General features: G+C 40.6%; 26 protein-coding genes and 1 pseudogene. 8 read left to right on the top strand and 19 right to left on the bottom strand.

Annotation, left to right across the window (positions count from 1 at the left end):
- Positions 1–218 precede the first annotated feature (218 nt).
- Together ACFPFU_RS17610 and ACFPFU_RS17605 are read left to right on the top strand one after the other, a co-directional pair.
- Positions 219–587: a hypothetical protein gene (locus ACFPFU_RS17610; protein ID WP_377066468.1), complete on the top strand. Its 369-nt coding sequence runs from the start codon at positions 219–221 to the stop codon at positions 585–587.
- An 84-nt stretch (positions 588–671) separates the two neighbouring features.
- Complete coding sequence (locus ACFPFU_RS17605) at positions 672–830, top strand: hypothetical protein (protein WP_377066466.1); 159 nt, start codon at positions 672–674, stop codon at positions 828–830.
- Between the two features lie 177 nt (positions 831–1007).
- Here ACFPFU_RS17605 and ACFPFU_RS17600 read toward each other — a convergent pair whose 3' ends face one another.
- The 12 genes and pseudogenes from ACFPFU_RS17600 to ACFPFU_RS17545 form a co-directional block, all read right to left on the bottom strand.
- Entirely contained in the window at positions 1008–1508 is a 501-nt protein-coding gene (locus tag ACFPFU_RS17600; RefSeq protein WP_377066464.1) for a hypothetical protein, read from the bottom strand.
- A gap of 46 nt (positions 1509–1554) precedes the next feature.
- Positions 1555–3432 carry a hypothetical protein gene (locus tag ACFPFU_RS17595; RefSeq protein WP_377066462.1) on the bottom strand — a complete coding sequence of 626 codons (1878 nt, stop codon included), beginning with the start codon at positions 3430–3432 and terminating at the stop codon, positions 1555–1557.
- Positions 3433–3554: 122 nt separating this feature from the next.
- The gene (locus ACFPFU_RS17590) at positions 3555–4403 is read right to left on the bottom strand and encodes a S1 family peptidase (RefSeq protein ID WP_377066460.1); all 849 of its coding nucleotides are present in this window, start codon (positions 4401–4403) and stop codon (positions 3555–3557) included.
- Between the two features lie 167 nt (positions 4404–4570).
- A complete protein-coding gene (locus ACFPFU_RS17585) occupies positions 4571–5242 on the bottom strand; it encodes a hypothetical protein (RefSeq protein WP_377066458.1) in 672 nt (223 codons plus the stop codon).
- Positions 5243–5602: 360 nt separating this feature from the next.
- Positions 5603–7441, bottom strand: a complete 1839-nt coding sequence (locus ACFPFU_RS17580) for a DEAD/DEAH box helicase (RefSeq protein ID WP_377066456.1) — start codon at positions 7439–7441, stop codon at positions 5603–5605.
- Between the two features lie 2 nt (positions 7442–7443).
- Complete coding sequence (locus ACFPFU_RS17575; RefSeq protein ID WP_377066454.1) at positions 7444–9294, bottom strand: hypothetical protein; 1851 nt, start codon at positions 9292–9294, stop codon at positions 7444–7446.
- The gene (locus ACFPFU_RS17570) at positions 9291–9566 is read right to left on the bottom strand and encodes a hypothetical protein (protein WP_377066452.1); all 276 of its coding nucleotides are present in this window, start codon (positions 9564–9566) and stop codon (positions 9291–9293) included. The genes ACFPFU_RS17575 and ACFPFU_RS17570 overlap by 4 nt, the downstream gene beginning before the upstream one ends.
- A gap of 171 nt (positions 9567–9737) precedes the next feature.
- Positions 9738–10346, bottom strand: a pseudogene (locus tag ACFPFU_RS17565) (immunity 53 family protein).
- 119 nt (positions 10347–10465) lie between these two features.
- Entirely contained in the window at positions 10466–10705 is a 240-nt protein-coding gene (locus tag ACFPFU_RS17560; protein ID WP_377066450.1) for a hypothetical protein, read from the bottom strand.
- 2 nt (positions 10706–10707) lie between these two features.
- Entirely contained in the window at positions 10708–11019 is a 312-nt protein-coding gene (locus tag ACFPFU_RS17555) for a hypothetical protein (protein ID WP_377066448.1), read from the bottom strand.
- A gap of 42 nt (positions 11020–11061) precedes the next feature.
- Positions 11062–12192, bottom strand: a complete 1131-nt coding sequence (locus tag ACFPFU_RS17550) for a tyrosine-type recombinase/integrase (RefSeq protein WP_377066446.1) — start codon at positions 12190–12192, stop codon at positions 11062–11064.
- Positions 12193–13050: 858 nt separating this feature from the next.
- Positions 13051–13425 carry a hypothetical protein gene (locus ACFPFU_RS17545; RefSeq protein WP_377066444.1) on the bottom strand — a complete coding sequence of 125 codons (375 nt, stop codon included), beginning with the start codon at positions 13423–13425 and terminating at the stop codon, positions 13051–13053.
- A 138-nt stretch (positions 13426–13563) separates the two neighbouring features.
- On the opposite strand from ACFPFU_RS17545, the gene ACFPFU_RS17540 reads away from it, so the two are divergent.
- A complete protein-coding gene (locus ACFPFU_RS17540; protein WP_377066442.1) occupies positions 13564–13890 on the top strand; it encodes a winged helix-turn-helix transcriptional regulator in 327 nt (108 codons plus the stop codon).
- Between the two features lie 148 nt (positions 13891–14038).
- Here ACFPFU_RS17540 and ACFPFU_RS17535 read toward each other — a convergent pair whose 3' ends face one another.
- Positions 14039–14473, bottom strand: coding sequence for a DUF1801 domain-containing protein (locus ACFPFU_RS17535; protein WP_377066440.1), 435 nt, complete (start codon positions 14471–14473; stop codon positions 14039–14041).
- 14 nt (positions 14474–14487) lie between these two features.
- Positions 14488–15120: a dihydrofolate reductase family protein gene (locus tag ACFPFU_RS17530; protein ID WP_377066438.1), complete on the bottom strand. Its 633-nt coding sequence runs from the start codon at positions 15118–15120 to the stop codon at positions 14488–14490.
- A 589-nt stretch (positions 15121–15709) separates the two neighbouring features.
- Between ACFPFU_RS17530 and ACFPFU_RS17525 the strand changes: the two genes are divergently transcribed.
- The 3 genes from ACFPFU_RS17525 (at position 15710) to ACFPFU_RS17515 (ending at position 17389) form a co-directional block, all read left to right on the top strand.
- Positions 15710–16300, top strand: a complete 591-nt coding sequence (locus ACFPFU_RS17525; protein ID WP_377066436.1) for a dihydrofolate reductase family protein — start codon at positions 15710–15712, stop codon at positions 16298–16300.
- Positions 16301–16361: 61 nt separating this feature from the next.
- Positions 16362–16787, top strand: a complete 426-nt coding sequence (locus ACFPFU_RS17520) for an SRPBCC family protein (RefSeq protein WP_377066434.1) — start codon at positions 16362–16364, stop codon at positions 16785–16787.
- Between the two features lie 407 nt (positions 16788–17194).
- Positions 17195–17389: a hypothetical protein gene (locus ACFPFU_RS17515; RefSeq protein WP_377066432.1), complete on the top strand. Its 195-nt coding sequence runs from the start codon at positions 17195–17197 to the stop codon at positions 17387–17389.
- 449 nt (positions 17390–17838) lie between these two features.
- Here the strand turns inward: ACFPFU_RS17515 and ACFPFU_RS17510 are convergent, their stop codons facing one another.
- Positions 17839–18279, bottom strand: a complete 441-nt coding sequence (locus ACFPFU_RS17510) for a nucleoside deaminase (RefSeq protein ID WP_377066430.1) — start codon at positions 18277–18279, stop codon at positions 17839–17841.
- A gap of 344 nt (positions 18280–18623) precedes the next feature.
- On the opposite strand from ACFPFU_RS17510, the gene ACFPFU_RS17505 reads away from it, so the two are divergent.
- Positions 18624–19034 carry a hypothetical protein gene (locus ACFPFU_RS17505; RefSeq protein WP_377066428.1) on the top strand — a complete coding sequence of 137 codons (411 nt, stop codon included), beginning with the start codon at positions 18624–18626 and terminating at the stop codon, positions 19032–19034.
- Between the two features lie 352 nt (positions 19035–19386).
- On the opposite strand, the gene ACFPFU_RS17500 is transcribed toward ACFPFU_RS17505, so the two are convergent.
- From ACFPFU_RS17500 to ACFPFU_RS17485, 4 genes are all read right to left on the bottom strand, one after another.
- A complete protein-coding gene (locus ACFPFU_RS17500) occupies positions 19387–20202 on the bottom strand; it encodes an alpha/beta fold hydrolase (protein WP_377066426.1) in 816 nt (271 codons plus the stop codon).
- Between the two features lie 795 nt (positions 20203–20997).
- Entirely contained in the window at positions 20998–21189 is a 192-nt protein-coding gene (locus ACFPFU_RS17495; RefSeq protein WP_377066424.1) for a hypothetical protein, read from the bottom strand.
- Between the two features lie 50 nt (positions 21190–21239).
- Positions 21240–21491 (bottom strand): hypothetical protein, encoded by a 252-nt coding sequence (locus ACFPFU_RS17490; protein WP_377066689.1) that lies wholly within the window; start codon positions 21489–21491, stop codon positions 21240–21242.
- A gap of 266 nt (positions 21492–21757) precedes the next feature.
- Positions 21758–21919, bottom strand: a complete 162-nt coding sequence (locus tag ACFPFU_RS17485) for a hypothetical protein (protein WP_377066422.1) — start codon at positions 21917–21919, stop codon at positions 21758–21760.
- Between the two features lie 29 nt (positions 21920–21948).
- Here ACFPFU_RS17485 and ACFPFU_RS17480 point away from each other — a divergent pair, with 29 nt between their 5' ends.
- On the top strand, positions 21949–22515 hold the full coding sequence (locus ACFPFU_RS17480; RefSeq protein ID WP_377066420.1) for a DJ-1/PfpI family protein: 567 nt from the start codon (positions 21949–21951) through the stop codon (positions 22513–22515).
- Positions 22516–23524: the final 1009 nt, after the last annotated feature.

The following is a 23524-nucleotide window of genomic DNA, read 5'->3' as shown; positions in this document are numbered from 1 at the left end:
TTCGTGCTAATCCGCCGAATCCCGTTGACCGGGTCCGGGGCAATCCCTGACTGCCGGGCACCTACGCTAAAGCTATGGCGACAGCGTGCAGGCAGGCGTGGACATCCAGGCAACCATGGGGAGCGACCCACAATCCGACATTTCATACTTGACTTAACAGTCGTATATTGGGACAAATAACCAGGTTTATCCGTCTTGGTAAAAATTACTGGAAATCCATGAGGTATCTTTTCATATTGCCCGTCCTCTTCTTTCTTTTTTCTTCATGTCATGAAGAAATAGACCCCAATTATGCCTGTTCTGTGGCGGACCCACTCAATAATCTTGACTGGTTGGCAGAAAGGGTTCGGGAGACGGAGGAATCTTCACTTGCTCCCTATTTTTATATTTCCATGGCCAGATACAGGTCAAAAACGGTCTTTGTGTTTCGAAACTGTTGTCCATTCTGTGCCACCGTCACCCCTGTAGTGGACTGTTCAGGGGAAGAAATCGGACACCTAGGTTCCATAGACCCCAGCAAACTCAAAGACGAAGTGATAATTTGGAAAGATGAAGATTTTGCCTGTGTTTTTCCAACTTCCCGCTAGACATCATTTGCAATAACCCATCATGCGGTTTGATCAGATCCCAGAGATCGAGGTACTGCTGATCGACATGGCCGGCCCGAAGAAATGCCTTTTGGCACGGGCGAAGCTGCTCAGGGCCCCGTAGGTGCAGCCATTGCCAACGCCCTGTACCGTGCCTCAGACCAGCGAATGCGGAAACTCCCCCTTACCGTTGACAAGCTCGACTGGGGAAAAGCCGGTGGGTTGCGGGAGGGGCGGGGTTAGAACCTTTTGAGAATGTCTCCAGTGGGACAAGACAGAAAAAGGGTATGAATCCATGCTTTCCTATTACTTCAAATCCAAAACCACAATCCAGTGAACCGTCCCGGTCGACCGGGACGGTGTGAGAGCCTCAACCTGAGCCATTTGGCTCAGGTCGGGCTACTCGATTGTGCTGCGTTTTTATTTCTTTTTCTTAAATGTTCTTCGTCGACCTTCACGTTCAATAATTATCAACTTGTCGTCTGTGAGTTCTACAACTTCGTCAGTAATCACTTCGTAGTAGTCGCCATTTTCATCCTTTTTTGCGTGTCCTTTGTCAATTAGATACTGAGCTGCCATCTTATATGGCTTTTCGTAATAAAGCATTTGAATAATTGCTTTTTTCTTTTTGTCATAATACCATTTTCCTGTGTCGGTGTTCTGCGGAGTAAACTGCTTTGAATAAGTACCGTCAGAGTTGTAAGTCAACAAAGGTCCTTTTGGAATTTCCCAACCTTGCTTGCCGAGCCCTGGAACATTATGAAAAATCGTGTCCACTTTATTGCCTTGAGCGTCTCTTAGCTCCACAAATTCCCAAGTTCCGATAAGTTCAGTTTTTAATTCCATTTTTTTGTCCGACTGTCCGAACGCAAAATTTGAAATGAAAATGGTCAACAAGAAGAGTAGTCTAATTTTTGTCATATGGTCTTATTTTAAATGCAGCCCAACGCATGTTGCCTGCAGTGATTTATTGCTGACTTGGAAAATTGTTAATACTTTCATCTAAATGTTTAATTAAAAAATCCAATGAAGCATTTCTTAAATTCTTAACTTTTCTTTTCTGTGGTGAATTGATTTTGTTTTTCAAATCTATTAGAAAGTCTTTCTCAGGGTAAAGTTTTTCATAAATATTAATTCGGTATCTATCCTGAAAGTAGAAAGCTAATTCAGTCAATTGAATATTGCTTAGTTGATTAATAACCTTGTATACTTTATGAAGTGAGATGTCTAGCCAAAAAGGAGAGAATCTAAAAGAACCGTGTGTATCCCTTGTCGTTATTAGAAAATTCTCAAAATCGTTTTCAAATAATTGTTCTAATTCTAATATATTCTTTTTTACATTAGCTCTCTCGACATTCTTATTTGCGTTAATGCAATACTTCATTATTTCAGACAAATCATCTTTGAATTCCGTATTCTCGTCAAGAACAAGTCTAAAATGTAAATGATTGTCGAATTTATAATTTGACTTGCCTTTATCAATACCTTTTTTAAATCTAATTTTTAACTTATCAATATTGAATCCGAGTAAATTGTTAAATCTCGTTGCAAAATGAAATGCTGTAGGGTACTCTACAAGCTGATATTTACCTTGGTCAACGTAATCTAGCATTTTATTTGTGGTCTTTCTATAATTCTTATCATCAAGTTCTAAACAATTAAAATATCCTAAAGAATTTAGTGTTTTCTGTGTGTCAGGTATATTTCCATTTTCAACCACAAACAGTTTATTCAACTCTCGTTTCAAATTCTCTATCTCAAAGGCGGATTGTCCAATGATATACATGAAAATAGAATCCAAATAGAAATAATTATCCTTAGAGTAGTACTTCTCCTTAAAAATATCTGAATACGATTTTTTATCCTTTTTTTCTGTACCTGTCTTTTTCGACAGGAGCATATCTAATCCGTGTAAACTGAATTCATTTAATCTTTGAATAGTCTCAAAATTAGTAGAATTAAGATTACCTACTTTGTATTCAATAGAAATTGCTAAGGTGAAGCTGAGCACAATTTTCAATTTTTCCTGTTTTGAAACTTTAAAATCAACATCTGTTTCAAACAAGTTAACAAGAGGGTAGAAAATCACCTTAAAATGCTCTAAGAAAAAAATTAGATTCCTTAGGTTATTTTCGTTCTTCTTAATAATATCAATAATTGGTGCTTTATTCTCCTCAAGAAAATTAAAATATATTTTTGAAGCAGAACTATATCGGTCTTTTATTATTAAATCATAAACAGAATCAATATCGGGATTAAACTGTATTGAAACCCCAATGACTTTCTCTCTTAATTCGCTTGTATAATCCTCATCATTTTGGAGAGTTTTCTCATTTGCTATAATAAGAATCTTTGCTCCATGATTCTCGACCAATGTATTTATGAAGCCCAAAATATCTTTAATGTTTAAATTATCACTTTTCCTGTCTAAATCATCAAAGCATAAAACAATCTCATCATAATTAATCCACTCATTAGCATTTACATCAATATCAGCAATATATTTATCAATGTCTCCTAGTCTATTTATTTGAGCAATACCTCTAATTATAGATTTTCCAATCCCTGCTGCTAATTTTAATCCTTTATTTTTTAAAATTGGATACAAAGCAAAGAAAATCTGAGTTTGAACTTCTTCTACCGAATTAATACCGAATAGTGAAATGTGAATAGGAATATATTTTTTTTGTTCATCTCTCGGTATAGAAATTTCAGTTATCGCTGGTGAAAGTGAATTTTTAAAAAAATATGTTTTACCAATACCATAACTACCATTCATTATAACAGCATAATTGGTTTCAATTTTCAGGTATTGCTTAATTATTTCAATCAGGTTTTCATTCATGGTACTTCGTTTCTATTCATTGCAGGCAACGGTCGTGGCTATGGCAAGTGCGGGATTTCAATGCACTTACTTTTCCAATTTGCAGTTAGTTTATTTTGTGTAATTTCTTTCATTTTAGCACTTTAGCCCGCATTTGCTATAGCCGTTGTTGGCGGCTGGCTTTTCATTTTTTCGTCTACTTCTATTGTTTCAATGATATAATCAACTGGCTCTACTAAGGAAAGTCCAGAATTGTCTTCAAAGATTATTCTTGGTCGTCCTGTTTGTTGGCTTATTGCAGTGTCTTGATATGGAATATAACTTTTTACTACTCCAATCAAGGCAGCATTAGAATTAGATTTTGTTCCACCAATACTTATCATTTCAGGCTTTAGTATTACAGGACCACCACTATTTCCAGGAAATACAAACGCGTCAACTACAAAATCTGTACTGCGTTTCTCGAACAAATCTCGAATTCGACCGATTGTACCATTTCTCAGGATTACAAATTGTCTGTCGGAAGCAACTAGCCCCATAGGAAAACCCAACACATAAATAAAATCTCCTTCTGTTGTACCAATTTCTTTTAGCTTGTCTACTGCAAAAGCCATTGTGTCAGATTGGAAAAACCCGAATTTCATTCCTTCGTCTTGAAGTTTTTTGGCGTTAATTCCAATCACTCCAATATCAACATTGTCGTTTCGGTGCCCTGTCCAAAGGTCTTTTCCATCTTTATCCTTTAATTGTGCAGGATAGTCGGTTGCTGGCTGGTCATCTTGAGGATTAAATCTCAAAATGACTGACTGTTGATTTCTTAATACATGCTTATTTGAAACAAGAAATATTTTGTACTCCTTTTCATTTCCTTCTTTTTGTTTGACAAACTTCCCAAATAGAAACCCTGTTCCAATCCAATGCTTATTTCCATCAGGTTTAACAATTCCGATTGCAACAACACAATCAAGAAAGAATGGTGGTATTAATGCCATAGTATTTTTTATTTAGTTTTTTCAGCTTGCCGCCAACGGTTTGCGTATATGACTTGTGGCGGCTTTCGAAGCACTTTCTTGTCGGTAAGCACCAAATTTACTTAAATAGCACTAAACTTGAATTTAACACTTTCCCCGCCATAAGTTATATACGCTGTTGTGTGTAGTTATTTTTTTACTATCAAACTCTTTTCAGATTCCAATTCCATCATACTCATTTCACCACCTAAATAATAAGATGGTACATTTCCTTTGATTCCTAATCTATAAATTCCAATTCCTGAAAGTCTTTTTTCTTCTCGTCCTTCTGGAATTAACCTAAATCTTGAATAGTATGGTTTTTCAAGATTTACATATTCACTCTGAATTCTAAAACATTTATACATTAGTTCGATACCTGAAAATTGACCGTCTTTATTTTCCAATGAAGTTGACTTCTTCTGAGATTGTTGCTGACTCGTTGGAAATATTACGACTTTAGAGCAATTCAGTCCGTCTAGTGTTTCTGCTTTTATTTCAGCTTTTTTTACAAATCCAATGAAGTCAATTTCATTTTCAAAGTTTTTGTTTGTCCAAAATAGTCCAGAAAAGCAATTCAGTCTTAAAGGCAAGTCTGGTCTATGAATTTCAATCTCATTTTCTGTTAATGCTAAATGCTTTATGAATTCAGAATTATTGGCAAAATAATCTCTTGGTGCTCGGTAATAACTTAAGGTTCTATTTTTAGCATAAACGAAACTATCATCTTCATTAACGGTCTGATAAAAAACTTCATTTTCGTCAAACATCACTATTCGAATTCGATGGTTTGTGAATTTATATAAATCTCCAATTTTCATAGGATTCTATTGGTTTCGATTAATTACACACAACGTTTTGGCGCTTGGCGCAGTGGCGGATTTCGGAGCACAAAACTGTCAATACACAACAAAAGTTGATGCGAGGTAGAATGTTCAATTAACCACGTCACCCGCCATTGAGCCAAACGCCTGTTACCACCAGTGCTTCTTTGTCTGCCGTGGTTTGTCGGTCTATTTATCGCTGTCATTTTCATTGTCTTTTGTCGTGCGGTTCGGCATTTTTTTAAATTTCTTTTTCTCTTGGGTTGGCTTTGCAAGCTCTTTGACAAAGCTTTGGTGTGCTTGAGCTTGTGGGGCTTTGGCAATGTGCTTGCAAATTGTTAGGCTCACTTGTAATACTTACCATTCAGCTTCATTTGTTTGATTAATCTCTACTGTCGATGCCATAGACTTATATCGCTTAAAAATTTCCAAACTGTCTTTAATTGCTTCATATTCTTCGTGGTCTCTGAGTTCCTCATCTATTATGTCAAATACCTTATAGTTGGAGATTACAAAGCATTTTTTAATGGCTCTTGTTATAGCCACGTTCAATCGGTTAGGGCTGTAAAAAAAGTCCAACCTTCTCATTGATTCTAGTGGATGAGAATTTGCAAAACTGTAGATGATATACTCTCTTTCTTGTCCTTGCATACCATCAACTGTGTCAACTAAAAATGTGTCAAATGGCTTGGATATAGACCTTGGGAGTACTTTCTTAACTTCCTTTTTTATTTCTCTCACTTGGGCGCGGAAGGGAGACATAATACCAATGTCTTTTATGTTTACACCGTTCTGTAAAAGGTCTGAAACTAATTCTGCAACAAGTTTTGCTTCGTGCGGTGAACGACCATTTGCATCAAAAACATTATGTAATATAAGTTTGTGGGGTTCACTATTTAAGATTTCCGTGTGATGATTTCCTTGATACCTTGAATTGTCTTCCTGTGTTGAAGAAGCAGATTGTAGCAAATTATTATAAAACAAAGTATTCGGTATTTTCATCAACGACTTATTCAGTCGGTATGAGGTATTCAGCAGGTTAATTTCATTTGGATAAATACGTGCTAACCTGCTAAAAATGGATTCAGCAAACATTTCATTGTTAGAGCCTTTTGGAATAATGGGGTCGAGTTGCTTATGGTCACCCACAAAAATGTATTTCCCTGTTCGGCACATTGCAGCAATTGATAACGGAATGCTTAACTGTGCAGCTTCATCAATGATACACACATCGAATTTCCACCCGTCTAATTTTTTACTTCCCGGATAGCACAGTGAATAGGCTGTTGAGCCAATGGCAATTCCTTTCTGACTAAAATTTGCGTTGTTCACATACCCTGAATAAGTTACCCTAGATTTCTTTGCGACAAAAGGGTTCTCTTGGACTTCTTTGTTACTTGCCTTCTCACCAATCTTGATGACTTTTGTGTTGTCCTTTATTTTTGAAGCAACAGCATTTAGACAGTTATTAATTGCGGTATGTGTCGGTGCTGTTACGAAAACTTTTAAACCACAATCAACAAGATGTTTTACAATATTTCCAATGGTTTCTGTTTTTCCCGTACCTGGAGGACCTTGAATGATACAAAAGTCACTTGCATTTATGGCTTTTAAGTAAGCTGTATTTTGAGAATCATTTAAGTAGCCTACTTTTTGCGAATACCCTTGGTAGGTGTTTTTAGTTCTACCATTTAAGAAGTTTTCAATTTTGAGAAGGGTTGTTGGGTTATGTTTTAAAACATCAGCAGCGGTCAAAAGTAGTTTTGTGCTTATATCAGTATTAACTGCATTTATCTCCCAGTTGTTTCTCGGATAATTATCGCTATCAATGTAGCAATGCTTTACATTGAAGTCGTTCGGTTTTAGTATAAAGTTCTCAGTGCTGTCCTCTTCAATGTCCATTTCAAAGCGATAGGAACCATTACTCAACACTACAGAGCTGCCTTCTTTGAATTTCGAAATGTTGTTTTCGCAAAATATCTTTACGGCAAATATGTATTCTTTTGAACCAGATAGCGGACTACACCAAGGATTCGGCAATTCATCAAAAAACTCCATTTCAACACGGAGATTAGTCATAGTTACTCCTTTGGCAACCCTTTCATCTAAAGGCAACTTCTGTTGTTCTTTAAAGTCCTCAAGATTTTTGGCAAATTCAATTTCAATTGCCGCCTGAAATTCTTTTAGTACGTCCATTTTTATATTTTTACTTTTAGTGAGTTCAAAATGATGTTGGTTTCTTTTTTCATTATTGGTACATCCACTACGTGGTAATCTGAGTAGTTTTCGTGTAACACTACTAACTTCATTGAAGATATTTTCATACCATATTCCGTTTCTGCAATATGCTTATAAATGTTCTGTTGCAGGCAGTATCTATTAAAACTTGAATTATCTAAAGAGCTTAATTCTGATAAGGCATAACCATATCCGAAAATTCTCGGTCTGCCATCAATGATTAGTTTTTTACTTCTTTTCCAGTCTAGCATTACATATTCGTCTTTGTTCTCTTTTTTGAATAGACAGTCAATTGTTCCTGCTACATTATACTTGTCAGAGAAAATCATTCTTTCTGCATCAAAAAACAATAAGTTTCTTGGCTTTATTTCTTTATTGTAGAAATCTATAAATAACTCAAACTCCGTAGAGTCAGAATCATATTTGTCTTGCTTAAGGAAACATTCGATTTGATTATGCAGGTATGTGCCCTTTTCAGCTGCTTCATCCCGCATTAAAAGATATTCGTCCAATACATCATCCTCTGTTCTGTTTTCCTCTTCTGCTTTTCTTTCAATGTATCTCTTGAGGTCGAAAGGGAAAAAGCGTTCAATGAGAGTTGTTACAGAAATATATTCAGCATTACCAGTTTCATCTTTGGGGTGTATGTATTTATGTGATTCTTCGTCAAATGCAATGCTGCTGTTCCAACCATCAAATTTGAATTTCTTAGTTCTCCGAATAACATTTTCTATGCTTTCTGTTTCGGCAGTATCTATTTCAATTTCCTTGTAACTGTATTGTTTTTGGAATCTTTCAATTCCAAGATAATTTTCACGGTAGTAAATCTTTTGCCATTGAATACATTGATTGTAGTCCCATTGATTTTCTCTGTTACAAGTTGTATCAGTTACAAAACTTCTATTGTTTAGTGAGTTAAGTACATTTCTTACATAGTCAATACATTCATAGGCCTGGCAATGAACTTGCTTTTCGGTGAACCGTATTACTATCCATCCGCTTTCGGTAAAAAATAAATCTCTGATGTTATCTTGTTTTATTTCATCTTCAGGATTGATGAAATGGGTTGGATATCTGTAATAACCATCATAGGGTTCATCTATTTCAATGTCAATGTATAGGTTTCGTTTTTTATCAAATAAAACAATGTCCGGTTCATATGGCTTATTGAAATTAGGTATTACCATATGAACATTATCGGTCATTTCAATGCCTGTGATATTTTGTTTTAGCTGGTTATAAAAGTCATTCTCCTTGTATCCCTTTTGATTAGAACGTCCATTTCTTGGCAGTTTTAAAATCGAATTGCTTTTAGGCATTTTTACGACTGGGTAGAGGTATTGCTCTTCTTGTGAGAAATGATTGTTAGGGTTAAATAATATTCTTAAGTCATCTGTTTGCTCCTGATTTGGTTCTGACTTGATTATTTGTTTAGTAAACGCTATCGGTCCTTCTTCCTCTTGTCTAGATGCTTTCTTTCCTGTTGGGTGTTTACTCTTATCATTAGGTTGCTTTGGCTTATATTCCTGTCCAGTATGTTGCTTTTTCGAACTGGTTTCTTTGTTTATTTTTTTATATTCTTCATAAACTTCGACAGGTTCTTCAACAATTATTAGTGTCTTTTTCTTGGTCTCTTTTAATTGCTGCTTCTCGAGTTTATGTTTCGCCCAATCTTGCTTTATCTCAATAAAGAACTCACTCTTTTTTTCTTTGGTCAGTTGTGCAGGCGATTTAACGCCATAAAGTTCCATCTTTCCTAAAAAGAAAGCTCTATACTCTTTCTGTAATTCAGACAGTTTTTTTTCGTTCATAAGACTTCTACTTTTAAGGTAAGATTATTTAACTCGAAGTCCTTTGGTGCGTTGTCATAAAACGGCTCTTTGGGTTTTGCGAAGGGTCGGCTTTTGTGTCGGGCAAAACCCAATGTGCCGTTTGTGCGGCTGGCTAAAAGAAATTTTAAAAAATGCGAAGGGAGGGCTTTTTCTTTCTCTTCTGTCACCTGTCCCAATAGCAAAACACGGTCAGCCTGTTTGTCTGTCCGCTTGGTCGATATGGTCTGTATGTCAAGTCCATTTTTAGTCATTGTCTTGCGGTGTCGTCTGTCTTTTTAGCATTGGTGGTAACGAACAAGCATATGGCTTGTGGCGGTTTTAAGGGCAGTTTCCTATCTGGCCGAGATGAAGTTTGATAAAGGCAAAAAGCCAGATTTACTAACTCACCCGCCATAAGCTATATGCAGTGTTGGCACCCGTTTTTATTTTTTCGTTGTTAATATCAAGTCGTTGTCAATGTCTTCAAGTATTACTTTCAATTCGTCCCCGACTTTATAATTCAATTTCAAAGTCTCCAAGACAGATTGGTCAAAGTCTATTTCGCTAATGTCCTTAACTTTAATGTTCTTATACTCAACTTTCGAAATTTCAATTAGTCTTAGCGTTTCTTCATTTACAATTGTCGCCTTTGCTGGTGTCCATATGTCAAAGCTATGACCTTGTAATGGAAGGTAAATATCATAGTAGAAATCCTTGTCAGAATGGATTGGAATTATTTCATCAAGAAAGATTTCAAAAACTTGCTTTAAGTTTTCAGGTCCACAAGCAATGTCTAAAACTGAGTTTTCAGTTTTAATGATAAACCAATCGTGTTCGTATTCAGGATTTTGAAATTCCTTTCTAAAGTCAAGATTGTCGAGACAGGTTTCTGCTAAGTCAATTCTTATTGTTTAACCTGGATTGTCCAAAGTCGCAATTGAATAGCCATAATTGTGTTCCCAATTTCCATTACAATTGAGTTTGTACCAATCTTGTATTCGTTCGATCGTTTCTTTCACTGTCCTTTTTAAAATGGGTGCCAACGTGAGCATATGGCTTGTGGCGGCTTTAAAGGCACATTCCTGTCGACCTATGATGAAGTTTGAAGAATGCAGAGAAGCTTGATTCACTACCTCACCCGCCATAAGCTATATGCAGTGTTGTGGTGCGTTTATTTATTCTCTAATCTGTATTTCAATATTTCAATCAGTTTGTCCGCCAATTCCTTTGGTGTATCCGTTAGAATGTTTGATTTTGTTATTCTATTAAATTCATTCAGAAAATCATACCACCCATCTGTCAAACCATTTACATATCCTTGTGCTTTTCTCAATTCATATTCAACATCATGTTGTCCATTCTTTTTGAGTTCTGAGCATAGCAAATCAAACTTATGCCAATAATCTTGCATACTCATTTTATAATTTCCTGAATTTTATGTTCTATTTTATGTTTTAGCTCTTTCAATTCTGGATACATCATGTTTACATATTCAAGCACTTCTCCTTCTGGAGATTTTCCATTAAAATCACTAAACCAAAAATTACACAGGTCATAAGTTGTCTTTTGCTGCTCAATTTCATTTTCAATTTTATTTACTATAGAATTCATTTTTTCCGGTACAATCTCATAGGTATTCCAAGAAATTGCAGGTTTTAATTCATGAATCCTTTCTACATATTCCCTAAGCAGGAAAACTAAATCTTGCAGTCTGTTTCTATCCATTTTTAAATGCACCACAACACTTGTATATACCCAACTCCCCTTTTACGCTATTGCGTCTATATCTTCTTTGTCCACAGGGGTATCGGGGGGTTCAGGTACCAAATTAAGGATTTCGTCGATCGAATCCAGTGGACTCTCGATATTTTTGTTCGATATGGAAAGAACATGCGTATAGATTTCCGTGGTCTTACTGCTTTCATGACCCAACAGTGTCTGCACATACCGCAGGTTTGTCCCCTGCTGTAGTAAATGCGTCGCAAACGAGTGCCTAAGTGTATGTACCGTTGCCCAGGGGTTGGAATTGCTCTTTTCCACCGCCCTCCGGAATACGGCCTGTATGCTGGTGGCCGAATATTGGCCACCGTCCTGTCCTTCAAACAGCCAGTAGCTGGGTCTGTACGCTTTGTAATACGTTCTCAATATGGCAAGTAGGACAGGCGAGAGCACCGTCTTCCGGTCTTTTTTGTTTTTGGCACCCTTGATGAAGATATACCCTTCATCCGAATGGATGTCCCTGTTTCTGAGGTTGATTGCCTCGCTGATTCTGAGTCCGGCACTGTAGATCAGCATAAGAACCGTTCTGTGCTTTAGGTTTTCGACACTTTTCAGGATGTTCTTTACCTCCTCCTTGCTTAGAATATTGGGTAAGGTAAGGCTCCTTTTGGGGCGCTGAATCTCGTATACGGTCCGTTCTCTGCCCAATACATGCTCAAAATAGGCCTTAATGGCATTGATTAAAGTGTTCTGTGCGCTTTCTGATATGCCGCACTTGGTGATTTGGTGGTATACAAATGCCTCGATTTCTTCCTTGGTGACATCGCGAATGTTCCTGCTTTCAAAGAAAGACAGGAATTGCGTTAAGGCGGAAGTATAATTTTTCACCGTAGAAGGACTGTAGGCTTTCAGAACAAGTTTCTGCTTCAAGTCGGCCAAGGCCTGAATGGACTGTTCATTCAGGCTTTTGGAAGGGATTAAAACCTTTTTATCTGCCTGTTTGGTCTCAGATTTCCCCTTAAAGAGCCGACGGAGTAATTCCCAGTTTTCGGTCGTGTTTACAACGCTCCAGAGCTTTTGGGTGGGATGGTAAAAACCGGTATTGATACGCTTAAGCTGTTCCCGCTCGTCTTTGAACGCATAGGGGATAAAGAGTTTGATTCGGCTTGCCTTGGGCATTGGCTGGTAAATAATTATTGAATTTGTACGTTCCATCGCTTTTTTAATCCAATATGCAAGAGCTGATTATTTACAGCCGTAAGATATTTGTTTATATCCGTTTGTAAACGTTTTTAATCGTTTACAAAAAGATGGAGCGATAAACCGTGCCGGAAATATGATTCTATTAAAAACAGCATTCATAATTTCCACCATGACTCCGCCCCCGCAAGTCCCGATAACCAGACTGCTGACTACAACGAACCGGATAATCATTCACACATCAGACGGGAGCCGGGAGCAGGAAATTCATGGCCTGTTTTCCCACTTATGAAAATCCCTGTAAACAAATGAGTACAGCTTCACCACTCTATCAAAGAATGAACACAGCCCCTTTGACCCATAAAACAGTCTACAACCGGTCTCTCAAAATCCCCAAAACCCACCTTACACCCACTAAAACTAAAAAACATTTTTCAATTTCAAAATCCCCTGTTCACGGTATTTTTTCTGCATAAGCCATTAAAAATCCTCATTATATATTAAAATAATCACACAAAAAAGATAAACCTATCGGTACCGCCCAGCTAAATATCCCCTGATCCCTATTTTTTTTGCTATTGATCAAGGGTGAAATTTTTTATGCATATGAGACCCCATCCCCCAAGCGCGGTAGAAAAAAACCGGTATGGCAAATGCCTCTGTACCGTGTTCAAAAAAGATATGCGGGGTGTAGAGACAATCAACACCCAGTAGCGGTCCCACCCCAATGGTGATAGGCCTGCCGCGCTATCGCGAGAAGCGGAAACCTGTCGGTATTTACCTGAGACGCTGCCCGCGCCGAAACGATCTCAATGTACCAGTTAAAAAAACCGGCATTTATAACCACCGTTTCACCGCTTCAACAGTATCCGTGGGAAGGGAATTGAAAATAATTTTGGACTCAGGGGCACCCGTATGCACCACATTGATTATCCTCTCAAATAAAATAAAATTTGCTTTAAGCCCCCGGATACCATTCCCAATGACAACACCATCCATTTTTTTGTGGCGCAAATGATGGGCAAGGCGGCTCAAATCATCATTCCCCGTTTCAATTAAGAACATTTCCGCCTCATATCCACTATCCTGTAATGCCGCTATGGTGGCTTTGGTCCCCTGTTCAATTTTTTCAGCGGTGAGACCTTGCGGTATCTCCGGGTTGGTAAAGTCAATGGTATGAGGATCCATACCGATAATTAATATTTTTTTCATGTGTTTGTTTCGTGTTTTTAATGTAAACCATGCCACCCCTGTGTATATTTGTTTCGTAAAGATACTGACATTGGTATCAAAAAGATACTTGTTACCTTTTGGTAACAGGCAAAAAGTGGTAACCAAAAAGTACCTGATATGGCGAATTTTAATACAGAAGTTGACTGTCCGATAGCAGCAACCCTGGAGCTGATTGGCGGTAGATGGAAAACGATTATTTTGTTTTACCTGTCTTCCGGCAAGAAGCGGTTCGGTGAGATTTCAGTGAGGATACCCACCATCTCGAGAAAAGTATTGACGCAACAATTAAGAGAATTGGAAAGGGATGGACTGATTAGCCGAAAGCAGTACAAGGAGATCCCGCCCCGTGTAGAGTATTCTCTTACCGAATTGGGAAAAAGCCTTGCCCCGGTGTTTAAGGAAATGTCAATTTGGGGCAAAGAAAACGTATTGAAGAAACGCTGAATTGTGCTGACCTATGCGGGATGTGAAAACTTTCTACGATGACAGCCAGCATTTTATGCTACACACGGTGTGGGGAGAAATATTAAAAAATGTTATAGCCTCCCGTTTGCTGGCATCACTTGTAGTTGTGAAACGTTTTCTTAATAGTTTAAGTAAATGTTGATGTCTGCTCTGCCCCGTCCCGTATTGCCGCATCAAGTATATCAAGGTTAATATCTTTCAGCGCTTTGAACTTAATGCAATAGCCCGTTACACTTGCCTTGCCTATTGATTTCCCGTAGGTTTCGGGTAAATACTTCCTGTCTTCAATGCCCATAACATAAACCGAAATCCCCGTTGTGTTGGCACTGATACCAATTTGGTAAACCTCCTTGGTTTTTCCATCAGCATATTTTATGGTTCGTAGTCCATATCCTATCTGAGGATTGGAAACAATTTTTCCTTTATCGTCTTTGCCGTCTACGAACCATAATTTACATTTCGGCAATACTTGAAGTACGTGCCGGTGCAGCGCTTCCATGTCTGCACGCTTTGGTTCAGGTTGGCTGTTGATATAGGTTTTGATTTGTTCTTCCACATTCATAGGGTAAGTTTTTGTCAGCGGTTCGCTGTTTTTTCATTTGTCGGCTGATAGTAAAGCGTTACCGCACCACTATTAAACGTTTTTGTCTTTATGAGTTTAAAAACAGTTCTGCCGTTTATACTATCAAATAATGACAAACCGCTACCTGCTACAACCGGGTGAACACAAAGTTGGAATTCATCAATTAGATTAAGGTTCATCAGCTGTATGATTAAACTCCGGCTGCCAACCAGAATGTCTTTACCCTGATGCTGTTTGAGTGCTGAAACTTCTTCTGCAAGGTCCCGGTTTGCCAATGCTGCACTTTTCCAGTCTACATTTTTAAGCGTATGGGAAAAAACAATTTTAGGTGTATTATCCATTACAATGGCAAAGTCGTCCATTGATTTTTCGCCCGAAGGGTTTTCTACCAAAGTTCGCCAAAATTCCATAAGCTGATAGGTTACCCGTCCGTATAGAATGGTGCCTGCATCACGCAGTAGGTTGGCGTAATGTTGGTGTAATTCCTCATCGGGAGAAATTGCGGTATGGTCACAAAACCCGTCAAGTGTCATATTGATGGCTGCAGTTAGTTTTCTCACGCTGTTTTTTTTAAGGTTTGAGTTAATACAATGGCTGGCTTTTGAAAACGTATCTTGTCTACGCATGATGGGCAACGCATATGATGGTCTGGTTTCTCCGGGCGCTTTTGCCCTTTTCTGTCTCCAAAACCACCCGTTAAAACTAAAAAATATTTTTCAATTTAAAAATTCCCGGTTCACGGTATTTTTCTTTATAAGCCATTAATAATCATCATTATAGATTTGGTGTCGCTCGTCTAAAATCCCCTGCTCCCAATTTTTTCGCCATAAGATGAAGGGGTAATTTTTTATAGACATCTGCCCCAATAGATCTCTTGACGACCGCGTTCTTACCTCCCCCTCGGATCCCCCTTTCCGATGCCGCAATTGGAACAGGCTTAAAAAGAGGGAGAGGTCCGGTTCCGTCGGATGGCCGGACCTTCCCTTCCGGAGACCACGTACAATAGGGGTTAAAGCAGTGTGTTCTTCAGGAAGAGACATGGTAAGATGTTTCATTAAACAATTCACCCTGTCCAAAATAGCCCGTCAAATTGTCTGGTTTACACCCCTGTTTAATATTATCTGGATAGTAACTTTGGTTCATCATTATACAAATGAGTTTACCTCAGATCGTTTTTGAGAATACTGACAAACATAATCAAACTAAAAAATAGAAATGCGTAAATTAATTTCTGCAATGAAGATATCGTTGGATGGAAAAATTTCCGGTCCTGACGGCAGTGACGCGGATTGGGTTAACGGTTGGTCCGATGACTACGGCCTGACGGAGCAGATTGATGCGTGCGTGATTGGCGGCTTGTATCCAGACTACGAACAATATTGGACCAGGATACAACAGGAACCCGAAAAGATTCTTGCCGAAACGGACAAAAAGCCCACGCCGGGCGAGGTCAAATGGGCACGCTTTGCTGAGCATACGCCACATTATGTTTTATCGAGCACCGTCAGTTCAGCGCTCTGGCCAATGACGAATTTTTTTCGGGGAATTGAAGATGTTGCTGAGCTGAAGAAGCAGGGCGGCCGGGACATCTATCTCATTGGAGGCGCCCGTACTGTTGCAAGCTTAATTGATGCGGGATTGGTCGATGAGCTCCGTCTTATTGTCTATCCACTCATCGCTGGTGATGGAAGGGCGCTCTTTGGAACAACGAAACGTCGTCAGCTGCTTGATCTGCGGGAAACACATCAGCTTTCAGAAGGGCGCGTCATGTTAATTTATGATATAAAGGCCACTATCAATTCTTAGGATCCTATGACATGATGAGCAATCCTCATTTGCATTCATTGTCATTTCAAAAAAAACAACTATGAAAAGTATTTATCACAGACTGCTGATACAGGCACCGGCAGAAAAAGTATATGAAGCATTGACTACGCAGGAAGGTTTGGCCGGGTGGTGGACACCGGATACCATTGCAAAACCTGAAACAGGCAGCATTGCAAGATTTACATTCGACAATTATTTCAAAGAGATGAAAATTGAAGAATTGAAACCATATAGCAACGTGAAATGGCGTTGCTTAAAAGGCTATGCTGATTGGGTTGGGACCACACTTGATTTTGAGTTGCAACCGAATGATAAAGGCACGGTTTTATTTTTCCATCATGACGGATGGAAAGAATATACACCTGAGTTTGCCTCCTGCAGTTACGACTGGGCGCTTTTTTTCAGAAGCCTTAAGTTTCTTTGCGAAACCGGAAAAGGATTCCCATACCCGGATTTTAATAAATAATGATAGAACAACAGATTTAGTTCGTATATGCGACAAGGCCTTTGAAAGTTTGAGATTTAGCACGAGATTCATTAGAAAACAAAAATGATAAGACTTGAAACAAAAACCGGGATCCTGTGCTCTGGTGGAAGACCTATCGGTATGGCCTATCTAAATATCCCTGCCACCGTTTTTTTCGATGGCAGATGAAGGGGGAATTTTTTATACACATCTGCCCTCAATCGATTCCAGCGGGCGGGCCGGCATCCCGTACAGCTGTTGGGAGCGAGGGGGCGCAGGCCTTGCGGGGAGAAGCTTATTTTTGCGTTGACTTTTTTCGTTCTTTTTGTGTCCCCGACCAGCGCAGCGTATCGGGGACAAAAAGAACAGAAGAGGAGGAGGGTAATAAAAAACAAATACCTGCCCTTATGCCACAGACATTCCTAAACTACCACTTGACGATCACGGACAGAAAAAGACCGCTTTCCCAGTTGGCCTGGGATCGCTACCTCACAGTGACGGTCGATGGGTTTCTCCGGCTAAAACAAACGCCATTTCCGCCTTGCAGATTTCCGGCGTCAAGAAATTTAAGAAGCGTGGGCAAGGGCACAGGCATTGTCTGAGGAGGTTTTTTGGCAGCAAGCACGACAAATATGGTTGTGATCCTTTCCAAAAAACCGACGAGTTTGCCTGTGTGCGGGCAGCCTTAAATTTTAGCCGGAAAGATGCACAGCGGCGGGGTTTTTTGGTTACTTTTTTGACCTGCAGCAAAAAAGTAACAAATGCTATAGGGGGGAACCAAACAGGCAACCCCTTGATGGTCGCGTATAAGAAGGGACTGCTTTCCCGATTTGCCCGGGATCGCCTCCCCGCAGTGGAACACGCTTTTCCCCATCTGGAACAACGCCATTTCCACCTTGCAGATTTCCGGCGTTAAGAAATTTAAGAAGCGTGGGCAAGGACACAGGCATCCCGAGCTATCGGGAGAGGGTGTTGTGCAGCAGGCAAAGCAAATCCGGTTGTGATCTCCTGATAATTAGCCGGTTTTCTGTGAAATCCAAGTGGATTGGGCTCAAGGCTGACCGATATCTTCATGCCATAACCGGGGGTTATCCTTTATAAAGTCCCGCATCATTTCAATGCATTCCGAACTGTTTACCACGACTACTTCAACGCCGTTTTGCTGCAACAATTTCTCCGAACCCTTGAACGTATGGTTTTCTCCAATCACCACCCTGGGTATGCCATAAAGAAGGATTGCTCCCGAACACATGGGACAGGGTGACAAGGTGGTGTATATAACCGACTCTCTATAAACAGAGGCGGGCTGTCTGCCTGCATTTTCCAAAGCATCCATTTCTCCGTGCAGCACCACGCTGGATTGTTGAACCCGCTTGTTGTGTCCTTTGCCGATTATCCGTCCATGGTGGACCAAAACCGATCCTATTGGTATGCCACCTTCTTGAAGTCCTTTTTGAGCTTCATTGATTGCTTCTTTCAGGAATATGTCCATAATTGTTCAACGGTTTGGGGCTTTGCGGCCCGGCGGGTTTCAGAGCAATTCCTCTCCTTGCCGGACCGAATAGGGTTAAAAGTACAAAATAAAATCTTTACCGAAACAGCCCCCTGTATCCAAAGTGAGGTTAAGTGCCGGCCTTCTTATTCCCGTTCCCCACTTTGTTCCAAAACTTTTTTCAAGTGACTCTTTGTCAAATCTGGAATCAGTGGATTTTATTTTTTCAAGAATGACAATACAGCCGGTATCTGAAATGACAATCTCAGAACTTTGCCGCATCTTTGGTTATATCCGACGGTGGATGGTGGGCTGAAAAACAACAAGTAGTTCAACTGGGACAAATGATCAGATTTATCCGTCTGGGTAAAAATTACCGGAATATCATGAGATGTCTTTTCCTATTACCCGCCTTCTTCCTCCTTTTCACTTCATGTCATGAGGAAATCGACCCGAATTATGCCTGTTCCGTGGAGGACCCACTCAATAATCTTGACTGGCTGGCAGAACGGATTAGGGAGATGGAGGAATCCACGCTTTCTTCCTATTTTTATGTTTCCATGGCCAGATACAGGTCAAAAACGGTCTTTGTGTTTAAAAACTGCTGTCCATTCTGTGCCACGGTTACCCCTGTGGTGGACTGTTCAGGGGAAGAAATCGGACATCTCGGTTCCATAGACCCCAGCAAACTCAAAGACGAAGTGATAATTTGGGAAGGTGAAGATTTTGCCTGTAATCCACCCGCCTCCAGTTAGACATCATCGATGGTTACCCCATCGTGTCAAAGAAGAGACTGTTTTACCTCCCCCCGGTTTCCCCTTGCCGGTATTGAAATCGGAAAGGGCTCTAAAGGAGGGGGGACCGGTTTCGGTAGGATGGACGGACCTGCCTCTACCCGGGATGGGCGTACAAGAAGAGACTGCTTCGTCAGGAGAACGCCGGAGCATTTAATTGGACTAAAGCCCCGCCTTCCGAAATTGTGTTTCGGCAAATGTTCTTCGTTTAATCCTTGGAAATCGGGATGGGAGTAAGAGCGTCATGGCTCACGGCCGTCTAATCATTATGTGGCGTTTCTTTATTATTGAGACTGCTTATTCAAGTCAAAGCTTACCAATCATTCCTCGTTAGGAAGTCTGTTGAGAGCTTTATAAACAAATCTTTATTTTTATCTTGATGAGACCGATGTCCGGTGTTTGGCACAATCCACAAAAAAGCGTTGGGCATATTCAATTTTGCCTTTACAACACACTCCAGTGGTGTGGCATCATCATTGTCGCCTACCACAATTAGTGTTCGGGTTTTGATACTTTTCAATTCCGCTTCATTTACTTCAACAGAGTAGTTTGGAACTTGGTCAAGAATATTTCTTATCCGCTCTTCATTTACTTGCTGTTCATGCATCCAGGTTAGATTCTCAATATTTGAATAGGATAGATATTTAACGAATTCCGGGAAATCCTGAGCATTCCAGCTTCCACACGAACCGTTAATGACCATTGACTCAATCATTTCCGGATTAATCAATGCAAGTTGAAAAAGGACTTCTCCACCATAACTATGGCCAATCGCTTGTATGTTATCAAGTTCCAAATATTCAATCAGGTGTTTTAGGTTTTGTGCCGCTGACTTTATGGAAACTGTTCCGGTGAAGGGACTTGACTTACCATGGCCCATTAAATCAACCAGATAGATTTCAAATTCCTTACTGTAACCAGGAATAAAAGGAATCCATGATTTTGATGATTGAGTAAACCCGTGTAAAAGAAATAACGGTTTAGTGCCATTGCCATAAACTTCAAAGTAAGTTTGTAAACCGTTTAATTCTACCGTTTCTGTACGCTTGGGGTTTTGCGAAAAGGCGCTTATATTCATAGTTAACATTGTTAGGATTAAAAACCCTTTCACGATTTGAAGTCTTTGCATTATCGTTTCGTTTGGTAAAATGCCACCGGCGGTTTGTATATGCAGCGTTGTCCTAAATTGGCGAGCCGCTGTCCCATGCACAAACCGTTATTTGAAATACAAGTTAACAAACCGGCAGATCACAGGCAATGATGCGCATGCGGTACGTGAGCTATAATGGTGGATACAGGCCAATAAGTTGATCGTTCCACGGATTGAAAAACCGGTTCCGGTTGCTATTGGGGGAGGTTTTTTGGCAGCAGGCCCGGCAAATATGATTGTGATCCCTTCCAAAAAACCGACGAGTTTCTCTGTGTGCGGGAAGCCTTGAATTTTAGCTTGAAAGATGCACACTTGTGCGCTGCGGCGTAACGGCGGGACAGGTCGGTTACTTTTTTGACCTGTAGCAAAAAAGTAACAAATACAAAAAGTAGGATCCAAGCCCCCAATCCCTTGGAGGCACGTACAAGGAGAGACTGCTTCGTTCCCGGTTGGCCGGGAGAGGCTGCACCTCCTCGCGATGACGAACTTTTTCGTCATCGCGAGGAGCGGAAACCTGTCGGTATAATTGACGGAGATGTTGCCCGCGGCGAAGCGATCCCTTGACAGTCACGTCAAAAAAGAGACTGCTTTCCCGGTTCGCGGGGATAAACTCCTACCAATAACGTATTTTCAGAAAGCCCTTCTAAACCAGTTTCTAGGGTAATTTAACACCGCCATTCCTTGTTTGAAAATATTAAACTTTCCTCCGTTGGAGCATTTCTCTCTCCGATTACCACAAAATCCGATAGAAGCAAAAAACTTCATTTTAGCTGGTCAGCCTGCCTTACGCTTGTAAATAGTGGTAGGATGTATTTCGTTTGGGTCTACCGCTACAATTTTCCCTTCCCTAAGTACAATCATCGGACTCTTCTTTTGTTTTTTGAATTCGATAAGCCGCCTATAAGCCTCTTCAAGTCCCTTGACAATTTTGTCACGCTCTTCTTTCAATTGCTCTTTAGTGCCCATAATATTCCGTTTTTAATTCGTTCCATTTTGAAATAGCCAATTCTTCTGATTCAAGCCAAAAAAAGAGGCATATTACCCTGATAATTCAATTGCTTGGCTCTTTCAATAAATTTAACATAGCTTCTCGTTGACAGTGTTGTTTCAAATGCAAAATTTTCACCTGATTCCAACAATTTTTTTATCCTTTTCAACATCATTCTTCCAGCTTCAATCCCGGCCTTTTCTGGCTGAAACGGTGAAAGTCCTCTGGCTATTTCATCCGCGTTCACAAACTCTTTACAGTCAAGTATTTCAGGTAGGATAGTGTAGGAGGCGGTAGTCTTTCCTGCTCCATTACAACCTGCTATGAAATATACAATTTATTTGTTTTTAAGGAGTGCTGTATAAGCGGGTATCCCGGTCATCGCGGGGAGCGGAAACCTAGCGGTGTAATTGAAGGAAACGTTGACCGCGACAAAGTGACCCCTTGACGATCGCGTACAGCAAAAGACTGCTTTACCGGTGTCCGGGATAAACTCCTACCAATAAGGTGTTTACACCATCATCCCGATTGGTGCATTTTCTACCATCAGAAAAGAGACCCACTCGCAAGTAAAAAGGCCGCAGCCGGCTCCTGTCCTCCAATGGGGGAGGTGCCGTTCCCATAGCCGCCCTTAAGCATACAGTTGGCTTGATCCCTCGTGCCATTTTCCATGTTTTTTCTTTCCTGAAATTTTAAATAATTTGCCACATGGTCAACGAATTATTTTCCCCGCTCCTATGAAAATCGCCTACATCATCTTTGAAGGGATTACCTGGCTCGACTTGATAGGGGTCTATGACCCGGTGGCCAGGCTAAAATCCTTAAACTATTTGCCCAACTTGACCTGGGACCTCTGCGCTTTTACACCGTCCGTATCCGACGATTTCGGGCTGGAGGTCAAGCCGCACAAGTTAAAGCCTTCATTGGAACATTATGACGCGGTGATTGTTCCCGGAGGAAGCGGCACGAGAACCCTGCAAAACCATAAAGGATTCCTCGACTGGATCCGGACTGCAAAAAACGCCGAATATAAAATCTCCATCTGTACAGGAAGCCTTATTTTGGGCGCCGCGGGTTTTCTCCGGGATAAAAAGGCAACGACAAATTACCGGGAATATGAAGCGTTAAGACCCTACTGCAAGGAAGTCCTCACAGACCGGGTGGTGGATGACCACAACACCATCACCGCAGGGGCCGTGTCGGCTTCAATCGACCTTGGCCTCTATCTGTGTGAAAAATGGGCCGGGAAAGAAGCCAGGACCATCATCAGAGAACGGATCGATTATCATGGGGGATCTAAATAAACAGGTGACTTGCCTGCTCCTTAACCGGTGGTTTTCAGTCGCATCATGGTTACACCGGACGCCGGAGCCGTCGGGCAATGGACCATGCAGAGCGGGCAGTGCTGCGTCCCGCACTGATAATCTATGTATTTATTCAAGCAGTCCATTAAAAGCAAGTTAAAGCCAAGTCAAAAGCAGGATTAAAGCAGGTTACAAGCAAGGATACGCTATACCCAACCCCTATTAAAGCCGATGTCCACCCGTCTCCCATGCCAGTCTTATTCCAAGCCGGGCCTTACCCCCTAAGGGATGCATTCCGCACCATGCTTGCCTAAAGTCTGCATCAACCGGTAAGATTCCGGTCATGAACCATAAGTAACTGCTTCGTTATGCTACCTACCAATGACCGACTACCCTTCATACGCGAAAAGCGGCAACCTTTCGGTTTAATTGACGGAGACTTTACCCGCGACGAAACGACCTCTTTACAGTTGCGTAGAGGAAGAGACTGTTTTCTCCGGCTGGGAAAAACGCCCTTTCCGCCTTGCAGATTTGGCGCGTTAAGAAATTTAAGAAGCGGGGGCAAGGGCACAGGCTTCCCCGATAGTTATCGGGAGACGAGGTTTTTTGGTAGAAAGGTGCCAAACTGAAGCGTGTTCCCTGTCCAAAAAACCGAGGAGTTTGCCTGTGTGCGGGTGGCCTTAAATTTTAGCGCAAAAGATGCACACGTGTGCGCCGCGGCGTAGCGGCGGGGTTTTCCCCGTGCTGGCGGGGCAGGTCGGTTACTTTTTTGACCTGCAGCAAAAAAGTAACAAACGTAATAACAGGATCCGAGAAGTCAATCCCTTGACGGTTGCGTATAGGAAGGAACTGTTTCGTTTCAGATGAACCGGGACAGGCTGTTCCTCCTACCAAGGAAGGATTTCAGAAAACCTTTCAAAATCAGTTTCCGCGCACTTTTAATTCATGGCTGCCAATTGCACTATAGGGATAACGGCTACGCTGTCCAGGGTAAATAACAAGCAAAAAA

Source organism: Negadavirga shengliensis, from assembly GCF_042652345.1.
In the GTDB taxonomy this organism is placed as follows: Bacteria; Bacteroidota; Bacteroidia; order Cytophagales; family Cyclobacteriaceae; genus Negadavirga; species Negadavirga shengliensis.
This window is presented reverse-complemented; position numbering and strand designations above follow the sequence as displayed.

Excerpts from the sequence above, each read along its gene's own strand:
- ACFPFU_RS17610 (WP_377066468.1), top strand. The coding sequence starts at position 219 with ATGAGGTATCTTTTCATATTGCCCGTCCTCTTCTTTCTTTTTTCTTCA.
- ACFPFU_RS17600 (WP_377066464.1), bottom strand. The coding sequence starts at position 1,508 with ATGACAAAAATTAGACTACTCTTCTTGTTGACCATTTTCATTTCAAAT.
- ACFPFU_RS17515 (WP_377066432.1), top strand. The coding sequence starts at position 17,195 with ATGCCACAGACATTCCTAAACTACCACTTGACGATCACGGACAGAAAA.
- ACFPFU_RS17510 (WP_377066430.1), bottom strand. The coding sequence starts at position 18,279 with ATGGACATATTCCTGAAAGAAGCAATCAATGAAGCTCAAAAAGGACTT.
- ACFPFU_RS17590 (WP_377066460.1), bottom strand. The coding sequence starts at position 4,403 with ATGGCATTAATACCACCATTCTTTCTTGATTGTGTTGTTGCAATCGGA.
- ACFPFU_RS17575 (WP_377066454.1), bottom strand. The coding sequence starts at position 9,294 with ATGAACGAAAAAAAACTGTCTGAATTACAGAAAGAGTATAGAGCTTTC.
- ACFPFU_RS17545 (WP_377066444.1), bottom strand. The coding sequence starts at position 13,425 with ATGAAAAAAATATTAATTATCGGTATGGATCCTCATACCATTGACTTT.
- ACFPFU_RS17495 (WP_377066424.1), bottom strand. The coding sequence starts at position 21,189 with ATGGGCACTAAAGAGCAATTGAAAGAAGAGCGTGACAAAATTGTCAAG.
- ACFPFU_RS17580 (WP_377066456.1), bottom strand. The coding sequence starts at position 7,441 with ATGGACGTACTAAAAGAATTTCAGGCGGCAATTGAAATTGAATTTGCC.
- ACFPFU_RS17595 (WP_377066462.1), bottom strand. The coding sequence starts at position 3,432 with ATGAATGAAAACCTGATTGAAATAATTAAGCAATACCTGAAAATTGAA.
- ACFPFU_RS17520 (WP_377066434.1), top strand. The coding sequence starts at position 16,362 with ATGAAAAGTATTTATCACAGACTGCTGATACAGGCACCGGCAGAAAAA.
- ACFPFU_RS17480 (WP_377066420.1), top strand. The coding sequence starts at position 21,949 with ATGAAAATCGCCTACATCATCTTTGAAGGGATTACCTGGCTCGACTTG.
- ACFPFU_RS17560 (WP_377066450.1), bottom strand. The coding sequence starts at position 10,705 with ATGCAAGATTATTGGCATAAGTTTGATTTGCTATGCTCAGAACTCAAA.
- ACFPFU_RS17585 (WP_377066458.1), bottom strand. The coding sequence starts at position 5,242 with ATGAAAATTGGAGATTTATATAAATTCACAAACCATCGAATTCGAATA.
- ACFPFU_RS17505 (WP_377066428.1), top strand. The coding sequence starts at position 18,624 with ATGATCAGATTTATCCGTCTGGGTAAAAATTACCGGAATATCATGAGA.
- ACFPFU_RS17605 (WP_377066466.1), top strand. The coding sequence starts at position 672 with ATGCCTTTTGGCACGGGCGAAGCTGCTCAGGGCCCCGTAGGTGCAGCC.
- ACFPFU_RS17555 (WP_377066448.1), bottom strand. The coding sequence starts at position 11,019 with ATGGATAGAAACAGACTGCAAGATTTAGTTTTCCTGCTTAGGGAATAT.
- ACFPFU_RS17525 (WP_377066436.1), top strand. The coding sequence starts at position 15,710 with ATGCGTAAATTAATTTCTGCAATGAAGATATCGTTGGATGGAAAAATT.
- ACFPFU_RS17535 (WP_377066440.1), bottom strand. The coding sequence starts at position 14,473 with ATGAATGTGGAAGAACAAATCAAAACCTATATCAACAGCCAACCTGAA.
- ACFPFU_RS17540 (WP_377066442.1), top strand. The coding sequence starts at position 13,564 with ATGGCGAATTTTAATACAGAAGTTGACTGTCCGATAGCAGCAACCCTG.
- ACFPFU_RS17530 (WP_377066438.1), bottom strand. The coding sequence starts at position 15,120 with ATGCGTAGACAAGATACGTTTTCAAAAGCCAGCCATTGTATTAACTCA.
- ACFPFU_RS17500 (WP_377066426.1), bottom strand. The coding sequence starts at position 20,202 with ATGCAAAGACTTCAAATCGTGAAAGGGTTTTTAATCCTAACAATGTTA.
- ACFPFU_RS17550 (WP_377066446.1), bottom strand. The coding sequence starts at position 12,192 with ATGCCCAAGGCAAGCCGAATCAAACTCTTTATCCCCTATGCGTTCAAA.
- ACFPFU_RS17570 (WP_377066452.1), bottom strand. The coding sequence starts at position 9,566 with ATGACTAAAAATGGACTTGACATACAGACCATATCGACCAAGCGGACA.